An 11,478-nucleotide genomic window follows, 5' to 3' on the forward strand; every position below is an offset into this window, starting at 1 on the left:
CGGCGGCAACGAGGAGAAATTTGATGAGCAAGATTCAAGTTACCGATGTCATTTTGCGTGATGCCCACCAGTCGTTGATCGCTACGCGCATGCGCACAGAAGACATGCTGCCGATCTGTGACAAGCTGGACCAGGTTGGTTTCTGGTCGCTCGAGTGCTGGGGCGGCGCCACCTTTGATGCCTGTGTACGCTTCCTTAAGGAAGATCCCTGGGAGCGTCTGCGTGCGCTGAAAAAGGCCCTGCCCAATACGCGTCTGCAGATGCTGCTGCGCGGTCAGAACCTGCTGGGCTACCGCCATTACGCGGATGATGTGGTGGAGGCCTTTGTGGCCAAGGCGGCCGAGAACGGCATCGATGTGTTCCGCTGCTTTGATGCCTTGAATGACCTGCGCAACCTTGAGACCGCAATCAAGGCAGTGAAGCATGCAGGCAAGCATGCCCAGGGTACCATCTGCTATACCACCAGCCCGGTACATACCGTGGAAACCTTCGTCGAGCAGGCGCGGGCGCTGCACCGCATGGGCGCTGATTCTATTGCAATCAAGGATATGGCGGGGCTGCTCACACCTTATGCCACCTATGATCTGGTCAAGGCGATCAAGGAAGCGGTGGTGCTGCCGGTGTTCATCCACACACACGCTACTGCTGGGCTTGCTGCCCAATGTCAGCTCAAGGCGATTGAAGCGGGTGCCGAGCATATTGATACTGCTATTTCAGCTTTTGCCTGGGGCACCAGCCATCCTGCGACCGAATCCCAAGTGGCGGCCCTCAAGGGAACCGAGTGGGATACCGAGCTGGACCTGGAGCTACTGAACGAGATTTCCGACTACTTCCGTGAAGTGCGCAAGAAGTATCACCAGTTCGAGTCCGAGTTTACGCGCGAGGATGTGTCGGTTCAGATCAACCAGGTGCCGGGTGGCATGATGTCCAACCTGGCGAACCAGCTCAAGGAGCAGAATGCGCTGAGTCGTATTCGGGAGGTGTTTGCCGAAATTCCTCGTGTTCGCAAGGACTTGGGCTATCCGCCACTGGTGACGCCCACATCACAGATTGTCGGTACTCAGGCGGTGCTGAATGTGTTGACTGGTGAGCGTTACAAGTCGATCACCAACGAGGTGAAGCGTTATTTGCAGGGCGGCTATGGCCATCCGCCGGCAGAAATCAACGAGGCGCTGCGGACGCAGGCAATCGGTCATGAAGCCGTTATTGAAGGGCGTCCTGCTGATCTGCTTTCCCCCGAGATGGCGCGTCTGCGCAAGGATATTGGCGAGCTGGCGACCAGCGATGAAGATGTGCTGACCTATGCCATGTTCCAGGATGTAGGGCGTCAGTTCCTGCAGGAGCGTGCTGACGGAACCCTGTCGCCCGAGCCGCTGTTGCCGATTGAGTCGGCAGGCCGTCAGACGGATGAGGGTGTTGCCACCGAGTTCAAAATTGATGTCCACGGGGAAACCTATCAGGTCGCCATCACTGGTGTGGGTGGACCGGATGCGGGTAAGCGTCATGTCTACCTGACACTGGATGGCATGCCGGAAGAGGTCCTGTTTGAACCGCTGAATGCCTATGTGGAAGCCGGTGCCAGTGGTCGCCGTCAGGCAAGCGCACCGGGTCATGTTACCACCAGCATGCCCGGCAATATCGTGGAAGTGCTTGTTACTGAAGGTGATCAGGTGAAAGCGGGGCAGCCCGTGATGATTACCGAGGCGATGAAAATGGAAACCGAGATACAAGCTCCTGTGGGTGGTCGGGTAGCTGCGGTATATGTCGCTAAAGGCGATCGTGTGACGCCGGGTGAAGTGCTGATTGAGATCTCTGAGTAACTGAACTGTGCTGCTCAGTCAGGCAGTTTTAAGCGGCCTGGCTGAGAGAGATTAACTATAAGTAATTACTTATGCCAGATAGAAAAAATATCAATTTTTGATTTTTCAGTGTCTGGTTTAAATTTAACGTGTTAAGCAATTTTGTAGCTGCCCGAATACCAGTAGCGGGGTACTAAGGCAGGTTTGATACAGGCGTTTTGCGCGGGAGGTGTCTAGAGACGGCAGTGTTTTTAACAGAGTTTGTAAGCAAAGACGGTTGAGGTCGCTCATGAAAATGAGCGGCCTCTTTGCGTTTTGGGCGGTTGTATAGGAATGTTCTGGCAGGGAGATCTTCCCGCGCGGAGCGCGGCCCCACAGGTGATGGGGCGTTGGCTATAGGCTGCTAGGTATTGTGGAAGTTCGCTCTGTTAGCGAATGGGCAGAGTGGTTGTCGGTGGCGGAATAGGGATGTTCTGGCAGGGAACTCTTCTCGCGCGGAGCGTGGTCCCACAGGTGGTGGGGTGTTGGCTACAGGCTGCTAGGTATTGTGGAAGTTCACTTTGTTAGCGAATGGGCAAAGTGGTGTCGGTGGCGGAATAGGGATGTTCTGGCAGGGAGCTCTTCCCGCGCGGAGCGTGGTCCCACAGGTGGTGGTGCATTGGCTACAGAGCCGCTAAATATTGTGGGAGCTCGCTCTGCGAGCGAAGACCCGGTCTGGCATGCTGGCCAGGCAGTGTTGCCTGGGTGCAGTGTTTGAGGCACAAAAAAGGGGGCGCCCTTAGGCGTCCCCTGGAAGATCAACTGAAGAGGAAAATCAGTTGTTCTGGTTGGCCATCTGCTGCTTGATCAGATCACCGATAGTGGTCGGACCCGGAACGTCAACTTCCTGGTTGCGAACAGCGCTAATGGCAGCTTTTTCGTCAGCCTGGTCTTTCGCACGGATAGACAGGTTGATAACGCGGTTGCGACGGTCAGCGCCAGTGATCTTGGCTTCGACAGAGTCACCAACGTTCAGAACGGTGGTAGCGTCGTCAACGCGCTCAGCTGCGATTTCGGAAGCTTTCAGAGTCGCTTCGATGCCTTCAGCCAGCTCAACGATAGCGGCTTTCGGCTCAACGCTCTTAACAGTACCGGTTACGATGCTGCCCTTGTCGTTAGCGGCCAGGTATTCTGCGAACGGATCGCTTTCCAGCTGCTTGATGCCCAGGGAAATACGCTCTTTCTCGGCGTCGATAGACAGGATGACGGCTTCAACTTCGTCACCTTTCTTGAACTGACGCAGAGCAGTTTCCGGATCGGCTTCCCAAGAGATGTCGGACATGTGAACCAGACCGTCGAGGTCGTTGTCCAGACCAACGAAGATACCGAAGTCAGTGATGGTCTTGATAGTACCGCTGACTTTGTCGTTGGCAGCATTCTGCTCGGAGAAGGATACCCACGGGTTAGCAGTGCACTGCTTGATACCCAGGGAGATACGACGACGCTCTTCGTCGACGTCCAGGATCATCACTTCCACTTCGTCGCCGATGTTTACAATCTTGGACGGGTGGATGTTCTTGTTGGTCCAGGACATTTCGGACACGTGTACCAGACCTTCAACGCCGTCTTCGATAGATGCGAAGCAGCCGTAGTCAGTCAGGTTAGTGACGCGAGCAGCAACCTTGGTACCGGCCGGGTAACGATCTTTGATGTCGTCCCACGGATCTTCGCTCAGCTGTTTCAGGCCGAGGGAGATACGGTTGGTCTCTTTGTCGAACTTGATGATCTTGACGGAGATCTCATCGCCCGGGTTCAGCATTTCGCTCGGGTGAGAGATACGCTTCCACGCCATGTCGGTGATGTGCAGCAGGCCGTCAACGCCACCCAGATCGATGAACGCACCGTAGTTGGTCAGGTTCTTAACGTAACCCTTAACGATCTGACCTTCTTCCAGAGTAGCCAGCAGCTCTTCACGCTGAGCGCTGTTAGCTTCTTGCAGAACGGCACGACGAGACACAACGATGTTGTTGCGCTTCGGATCCAGCTTGATCAGTTTGAATTCAAGCTCTTTGCCTTCCAGGTGATCAACGTCACGTACCGGACGAACATCAACCAGGGAGCCCGGCAGGAAGCCCTGAATGTTGTTGATGCTGACGGTGAAACCGCCTTTGACCTTGCCAGAAATGTAACCTTTAACGGTTTCTTCTGCGTCGAATTTCGCCTGCAGAACTTCCCAGGCTTCAGCACGCTTGGCTTTTTCACGGGACAGACGAGTTTCACCGAAACCGTCTTCAACTGCTTCCAGTGCGACCTTGACAGAATCACCGACCTGGATTTCCAGTTCGTTGTTGTCGTTCAGGAACTGAGCGCGGGGGATAACCGCTTCAGATTTCAGGCCAGCATTGACAGTAACCCAGTCGCTGTCGATGTCGACAACTTCACCCATTACCAGGGTGCCCGGAGTCATGGCAATGTCTTGTAGGGATTCTTCAAACAGATCAGCAAAGCTTTCGCTCATGAAAGTATCCTATATTGTCGCTGCCCGTAGACAATGAGGCAGCTTCCAGCCTGTATGCCAGCTATACAGGGTCGGTTGTCGATATCCGCACTGTGGAGCACTGGGCTGGCTATGTGCACCCGGCGCGGGAAATGTAAAGTTGCAAAATTATACAGGTGTATGGCCAGTCACGCCAGTAAATGGATAAATTTATCCGGCAGTGTCAAGCGCAGGAAGGGTTGTATCCAGAGCCTGGCGAAGGGGTTGCTGGCAGGCGGGCAGCAGTTTGTCCAGATCGGCGGCCAGCATGCCGGGCAAGCGGACAGCGTCGGGGTCGTTGAACCAGTTTATCAGCAGGCGCAACTCATCCAGGTTGTTGGCGGCCAGTTCCACGGCATTGCCGATACAGAAGGCGTAGCCCGGCAGGTGGTCCTTGATGATTTCACCGCGCTGTTCCTGGTCCAGCATCAGGCGGTTGGCGCGCACGAAGCGCTGATATTCCTGCATACCGGCTGCGGCCATGATCTCCACCTGGATGTTGGAGTAGCGCTCGGTTTCAGGCAGGCGCAGGAGGGTCGCTTTCAACTGAGCCTTGGTACGCTTGAGCTCCTGCTCAAAGGTTTCCGGGGCAAAGTGCTGATTGAGCTCCTTGTACTGCTTGAGTTCGTCAATTTGATCATGCAAGGCGCTAATCTGATCCTTGAGCGCCTGCTGTTCGGCCAGCAGGTTTTCCTTGTCCTGCATCAGGCCACGAATGACACGTTCGGTGGGCGTCAGTTTTTTCTCTGCAAAGGTGGCAGGCAGCTGCTGGGCGCCCAGTTCACCGGTACTTTCAGTATAGGTTTGGCTGGGCACCATCTCGTAACCGAACTTTTCAAGGTCAGCCAGGTTGACCTGATGCTGATCCTGCATCCGCTCGTACACGAAAAAGGTCGCAACACTGCCAATGGCCAGTGCCAGCGGAATCAGGATCAGTAACAGCAGGCTGACCTTGCCCAGTTTCATCCGTTAGTCCCTGTCAGATGTCTGCGTTTGCGCTTCATTGGCCGCCGTATGGCTCAGCGTCAGGTCGATCAGGTCGACCAGAATTTCACCGCTTTCCGCCAGAATGGCTTCGGCTTCCGGATTGATCGGTCGACCCTGTTCATCCTTGGGCAGGTCATCGTCGGCCTGATTCAGGTCGCTGACAACCGGCAGGCCAAGGCCTTTGCGGCGTTCGTTCTCGACACTGAGCATCCAGGCTTCATTTTCTTCCTTCTCGCTGCGCAGCATTTGCTCGCTCAGGGTGACCAGATCGTCAGCCTTACGGTCACGGAAGTGCTCTACCTGCTTGCGCATGAAAACAAAGTCGGGCGCATCGGCGGTGCGGGCTTCATGGCGTTGCAGCAGGGCTTTCATGAACGGACTCAGGCTTGGGAAGCGGCCATGACGTACCGGGCGCACCTTGTCCCAGGGCAGGGCCTTGTCCAGCGAGCTTTCGCCAATATCTTCCACGGAAAACAGCGACGGGAAGGTGATGTCCGGCTCTACGCCGCGATGCTGGGTGCTGTCGCCCGAGATACGATAGAACTTGGCATGGGTCAGCTTGACCTGGCCGTGGTCAATCGGCTGCAGGGTCTGCACCGTACCCTTGCCGAAGGTACGGTTGCCGACAATGATGCCGCGGTTGTAATCCTGGATGGCACCGGCAAAGATTTCCGACGCCGATGCGCTCAAGCGGTTCACCATTACCGCCATGGGGCCGTTCCAGACCACTTTGGGATCAAAGTCGCCCAGAATGTCGACGCGACCGGAGGCGTCGCGGATCTGGACTGTGGGGCCGCGCTGGATAAACAGGCCGATCAACTCGTTGGCTTCACGCAGGGAGCCGCCACCGTTATTACGCAGGTCGACGATCAGGCCATCAATGTCTTCTTCACGCAGTTCGTGGATCAGCTTTTCCACATCACGGGTGGTGCTTTTGTAGTTCGGATCACCGTTCTGCAAGGCGGCAAAGTCGATGTAGAAGGTCGGCACCTCAATCACGCCCAACTTGTAGGGCTTGCCGTCACGCTCCACTTCAAGAATACGCTTGCGGGCTGCCTGTTCTTCCAGCTTGACCTTGTTGCGGGTGATCTCAATCACCTTGCGGGTCTGACGGTCAACGGCATCGGCGGGGATGATTTCCAGTCTTACTATGCTGTCTTTGGGGCCGCGTATTTTGCTGACCACGTCATCCAGACGCATGCCGACCACGTCTTCAATCTCGCCTTCTTTGCCCTGGCCAACCCCGACAATCACGTCGGCCGGTTGCAGCTGACCTGCCTTGTCGGCAGGGCCGGCCGGAACCAGACGCACGACCTTGGTCTGGTCATTTTCCGCCTGTAGGACAGCGCCAATGCCTTCCAGTGACAGGCTCATATTGATCTGGAAGTTTTCGGAGCCGCGCGGCGAGTAGTACTGGGTATGGGGGTCGAATTCATGGGTCAGTGCATTGACGAAGCTTTCAAAGACATCGTCGTTCTTGGCCTGCTCCATACGCTTGAGCTGATTGGTGTAGCGCTTGCGCAGAATCTCTCGGGCCTCATCGACCGTTTTGTCAGCGAGCTTCAGGCTGAGTACGGCGCTTTTGAGGCGTTTGCGCCAGAGCTCATCCAGGTCTTCCGTGCTGGTTGCCCAAGGCGCTTCTTCGCGATTGGTGTTGAGGTGTTCTTCGCGGCTGAAGTCCCACTCACGCGTGTCCAGCTGACTCAGGATGTAGTCCAGTCGCTCGCTGCGGCGCTGCTGGTAGCGATTGAAAATGGTGAAGGCAGCCTGGGTCTGACCGTCCAGAATCTGGTCATCCAGTTCACTGCGATACTGTTCAAACTCTTCGATATCACTGGCCAGGAAAAAGCTTCGTTCCGGGTCCAGCGAGGCCAGATACTGATCAAGAACGGCACTGGACAGCTGGTCGTTGAAGTCGACCTCACTGTAGTGACCTTCCTGCAGTGCACTGACAACATCCATCAGGGTTTGACTGTGCACCGGTTCCGGCGACAGCGTGGCAAGGGCCGCATTCGCCTGTAATGAAACAACCAGTGACAGGGCGGCGGCTGAATGAAAAAGCTTGGACATGGGGCGCAGATCTCCGATCGTGTGGCTGGAGCAAACCGATACGTCAGGCTCCCTGTGTCGTCATCGGTAAGTATTGGGACAGAGCTCCACGCGTTGAGTTCCGTCAGCTACAGCCATCTGAGTGTAGTCATCGCACAAGGTAATGTAAAATCACCCACTTACAGCGATTACGGAGTTATCACGGATGCAGATCTGCAAAACAATCCTGGTTGTTCTGACCAGTGTCAGTGTGCTGGCCGGATGTGGCCCGGACCCGGAACAGGAAAAGCGTCAGCGTGAACTGCTGGAGCAGGCGTTGAACGATGATACCCGCAAGGCCGGTGACGCCTATCTGGCGGAAAATGCCAAGCGTGCCGAAGTGAGCGTACTGGATAGCGGTTTGCAGATTGAACATCTGGTGAAAGGGGAGGGCGAGAGCCCCACAGCAGCGGATACGGTGCTGGTGCACTATGAAGGGCGCCTTGTCGATGGGCATGTTTTCGACAGTTCCTATGAGCGTGACAAGCCAGCGCGTTTCCCGCTTAAGCAGGTCGTACGCGGATTTCGTCAAGGGCTGATCAAAATGCATGAGGGCGGCACTGCCATGCTGTATATGCCACCCGAGCTGGCTTACGGTGCAACCAGTCCGTCACCGGATATTCCGGCCAACTCATCGTTGATTTTCAAGGTTGAACTGATTGAAGTCCTGGCCAATGAGGAGACTGAATAATGAATACGCTGATCTCAATGGATGCCTTCAATGCCGGGCTGAAATCCTTTCTGGATAGCGCGCCTACGCCGTTTCATGCGGTTGAAGCCATGTCCGAGCGGCTGCGAATGGCCGGTTTTACCGAGCTGAATGAAGCCGATGACTGGGCGCTGGAAGCGGGCAAGGGCTACTACACCTGCCGCAATGGCTCCTCTATCATTGCCTGGCGTCAACCCGCTGCCGAAGCCGCTCTGGAACAGGGCTGGCGTCTGGTCGGTGCACATACCGACTCACCCTGCCTGAAGGTCAAGCCCAGCCCGGAACTGCACCGCCAGGGCTATTTTCAGTTGGGCGTTGAAGTCTACGGCGGGGTGCTGCTGAACCCCTGGTTTGACCGTGATTTGTCTCTGGCCGGCCGGATCAGTTACCGCGATAACACTGGCCGTATCTGCAGTGAGTTGATCGACTTTGCCCAGCCCGTGGCTGTATTGCCCAGCCTGGCGATACATCTGGACCGTGAAGCGAACTCCAGCCGCAGTATCAATGCCCAGACCTACCTGCCGGTGGTGATGGGGCAAACGGATGAAAAACCGGATTTTCGTCTCCTGCTCAAGGAGCGACTGGCCGCACAGGGCGTCGTGGATGTGGATACAGTGCTGGATTACGAGCTCTGCTTCTACGATACCCAGGGGGCTGCAACGGTCGGCTTGAACGAGGAGTTTTTGGCGTCTGCGCGTCTGGATAATTTGCTCAGTTGTTACATCGGCCTGCAGGCGCTGATCGATACCGAAGAAGTCTCTGCAGGGCAGGTGCTGGTATGTAACGACCATGAAGAAGTGGGCAGCATGAGTGCCTGCGGTGCTCAGGGCCCCATGCTGAGTCAGTGGCTAGAGCGAGTGATGCCGGATTCAGACCAGCGCAACCGTTCACTGGCGCGCTCCATGCTGATCTCGGCAGATAACGCCCATGGTGTGCACCCCAACTTCAGTGATAAACACGATGGCAATCATGGCCCCTTGCTCAACGCCGGCCCGGTCATCAAGATTAACGCCAACCAGCGTTATGCCAGCAACAGCGAGACCAGTGCCCTGTTCCGTCATCTCGCGGAGGCGGCTGAGGTGCCGGTGCAGAGCTTTGTTGTGCGCACTGATATGGCTTGCGGCAGCACCATCGGACCGATCACCGCCGCCGAGCTGGGGGTAAAGACCCTGGATATTGGTGTGCCCCAGTTTGGCATGCACTCTATCCGGGAGCTGGCCGGCAGTCAGGATGCCCACGGTCTATACAAGGTACTCCAGGGCTTCATGCTGACTGATCAGGTCTGAATCAGCCAAATCAGATGACAGATCACCACTACCGCCGTCAATTGCAATCGCAGGCGGCGGTAGTCCGGTTGATCCAGCTGGGTACGGTCCCACAGCCACCAGATCAGATAGCTCCCGATCAGCAGGATCAGTGCCCCACTCATTGGCAGCAGCAGCGCCATCCAGCCCAGCAAGCTGGGTAGCATGCACAGGCACAAACGCGTGGGGTTGCTCCATTGCGGTTTGCTGAGTGCTACGCCCCAGTGTATCCCGCCCAGAAACGACAAAATAATGGCACTGTAGGTGCTGAAGGCAACGGCTGTCAGGGGGGATAGCTCCTTGCCAAGTGTCAGGCCAATAAAGGGGATCAAACCGGCATATCCCAGCCAGTATGCGGTACGAATCATGATGCCGAATCTCCTTTGGGCTGCCGCATACTGCGACAGCGCTGCGAACAATAGCGAACTTCCTCCCAGCATCGAGCCCATTTGCGCCGCCAGCTGAACGGGCGCTGGCACGCCGGGCATATTTTTTCGGGGAGATCGCCTTTGCGTTTCATACGGGGCATTGCTGGTTCCAGATGTGTGTTCAATCCCAGAGATTCATTTGCGGGCCTTGAGCCTTTGCGGGGGCCATTTGCCTGCGTTTGGCGGTGCGCCCTTTGGTGCCTTTGCTGCGCTTGCGGCTTCCCAATTGCACATAAACATCCCGGCTGAGTTCCTTGAATCGAGGGTGGTGGTGAATACTGGCGATTTTCTGTTTGGCGCTGCGTGCTGAAAGGCTCAGGTCCACCAGTGGGGTGGGGTATTGGCTGTGCTTGAGCAGACGGGGCTCGTGCAGCGCCGATAAGGGGGCATCGGCCAGTTCTGGTACCCAGCGGCGAATAAACTGTCCTTCGGGGTCAAGGTCCAGCCCCTGCTTGAGCGGGTTGTAGACCCGAAGCGCGTTGATGCCGGTGGTACCGGATTGCATCTGAATCTGTGACCAGTGAATACCGGGCTCATAATCGATAAAGGTACGTGCCAGTATCTGGCCGCTTTCCTGCCAGGGTAGCCAAAGCTGGTAGCTGGCCACCGAGGTGAGCATGGCGCGCATGCGGAAATTGATCCAGCCACGGCTGTTGAGGGCTCGCATACAGGCATCTACAAAGGGCCAGCCGGTCATGCCGCTCGCCCAGCGCTCAAGCCTCTCCGTATCATGCTGCCTATCCAGCTCGGCAAATAGCGGATGGATCGGCGCCCACTCCAGATCGGGGCGGTCTTCCAGCTTTTGCATGAAATGGCAGTGCCAGTACAGCCGGCTGATAAAACTGCGCAATGATCGCTTCCAGGCCGCTGTCTGTGCATGCTCCAGAGCCTGCAGGGCGGTCTGGTAAACTTCCCGCACTGATAGACTGCCCCAGCACAGGTGGGGCGACAGGCGGGAGCAGGCTGCATAAGCAGTGTTGGGGCTGGACATGGCAAAGCGGTAATCACGTCCGCGGCTGCTCAAAAAACTGTTCAGGCAACGAAGCCCTGCTTCACGACCGCCCGGTTGCTGCTTACAGGGTTGAAAACCGGTTCCGGGCGGTATTGAGGGCAAGTGTTCATTGGCCGGTAAAGGTTCAACGGCCCGTAGGGCTGGCACCGGCAAGGCAGGTGCTTGCATGCGCTGATCCCACTGGTCTGCCCAGTGGTCACGGTTGCGCAAACGCCTGACGACACCGTTCTGGGGGCGTTCGGTCCAGGCAATGCCGTTTTCACGGCACCAGCGCGCCACATTTCGGTCACGCTGATAGGTCCAGTCATTGCCGGTTTCTTCATGAGACCAGAGGTGGAAGTGGCCGAAGATGTTTTTCAGCTCGGCCAGCGCCTGGTCGATATCGACGACACGGATCAGCAGTGCCAGCCCCTGTTGGGCCAGTGCCTGCTGCAGGTCGAGAAGACTGTCGTGACAGAATTGCCAGTGGCGAACGGAATGGTCGGGTTGTTGCCAGTAGCCGGGTTCAACAATGAACAGCGGCAACACCGGGCCATGCTGAGCAGCCTCCGTCAGTGCCGGATGGTCATGCAGGCGAAGGTCGCGCTTGAACCAGACAATATTTACCTGAGATTTCATGCATCAGAATACGCATGG

At 56.5% G+C, this 11,478-nt stretch carries 9 protein-coding genes; 3 read left to right on the plus strand and 6 right to left on the minus strand.

What is annotated here, in order from left to right; all coding sequences use genetic code 11:
* Positions 1–23: 23 nt before the first annotated feature.
* A complete protein-coding gene (gene oadA / locus O3C79_RS08100) occupies positions 24–1,820 on the plus strand; it encodes a sodium-extruding oxaloacetate decarboxylase subunit alpha (protein WP_494385524.1) in 1,797 nt (598 codons plus the stop codon).
* 793 nt (positions 1,821–2,613) lie between these two features.
* Here the strand turns inward: oadA and rpsA are convergent.
* The 3 genes from rpsA to O3C79_RS08115 form a co-directional block, all read right to left on the minus strand.
* Positions 2,614–4,296, minus strand: coding sequence for a 30S ribosomal protein S1 (gene rpsA / locus O3C79_RS08105; RefSeq protein WP_010323382.1), 1,683 nt, complete (start codon positions 4,294–4,296; stop codon positions 2,614–2,616).
* A 189-nt stretch (positions 4,297–4,485) separates the two neighbouring features.
* A complete protein-coding gene (locus O3C79_RS08110) occupies positions 4,486–5,280 on the minus strand; it encodes a hypothetical protein (RefSeq protein WP_076462732.1) in 795 nt (264 codons plus the stop codon).
* 3 nt (positions 5,281–5,283) lie between these two features.
* Positions 5,284–7,371 (minus strand): carboxy terminal-processing peptidase, encoded by a 2,088-nt coding sequence (locus O3C79_RS08115; protein WP_494385525.1) that lies wholly within the window; start codon positions 7,369–7,371, stop codon positions 5,284–5,286.
* 184 nt (positions 7,372–7,555) lie between these two features.
* Between O3C79_RS08115 and O3C79_RS08120 the strand changes: the two genes are divergently transcribed.
* Both O3C79_RS08120 and O3C79_RS08125 read left to right on the plus strand, forming a co-directional pair.
* Positions 7,556–8,080 carry an FKBP-type peptidyl-prolyl cis-trans isomerase gene (locus O3C79_RS08120; protein ID WP_417533218.1) on the plus strand — a complete coding sequence of 175 codons (525 nt, stop codon included), beginning with the start codon at positions 7,556–7,558 and terminating at the stop codon, positions 8,078–8,080.
* Entirely contained in the window at positions 8,080–9,384 is a 1,305-nt protein-coding gene (locus O3C79_RS08125; RefSeq protein ID WP_010323386.1) for a M18 family aminopeptidase, read from the plus strand. The genes O3C79_RS08120 and O3C79_RS08125 overlap by 1 nt, the downstream gene beginning before the upstream one ends.
* Here the strand turns inward: O3C79_RS08125 and O3C79_RS08130 are convergent.
* Genes O3C79_RS08130 through O3C79_RS08140 form a run of 3 tightly spaced genes read right to left on the minus strand, consistent with a single transcriptional unit; the run spans position 9,375 to position 11,460 of the window.
* Positions 9,375–9,770 carry a DUF3429 domain-containing protein gene (locus O3C79_RS08130; protein WP_494385526.1) on the minus strand — a complete coding sequence of 132 codons (396 nt, stop codon included), beginning with the start codon at positions 9,768–9,770 and terminating at the stop codon, positions 9,375–9,377. The two genes, O3C79_RS08125 and O3C79_RS08130, sit on opposite strands and share 10 nt — an antisense overlap.
* Positions 9,767–9,931 (minus strand): DUF2256 domain-containing protein, encoded by a 165-nt coding sequence (locus O3C79_RS08135; protein WP_494385527.1) that lies wholly within the window; start codon positions 9,929–9,931, stop codon positions 9,767–9,769. The genes O3C79_RS08130 and O3C79_RS08135 overlap by 4 nt, the downstream gene beginning before the upstream one ends.
* 20 nt (positions 9,932–9,951) lie before the next feature.
* Entirely contained in the window at positions 9,952–11,460 is a 1,509-nt protein-coding gene (locus tag O3C79_RS08140; protein WP_494385528.1) for an FAD-binding domain-containing protein, read from the minus strand.
* Between the last annotated feature and the right edge of the window lie 18 nt (positions 11,461–11,478).

It is taken from the genome of Marinobacterium sp. NO-S09 (assembly GCF_059179545.1).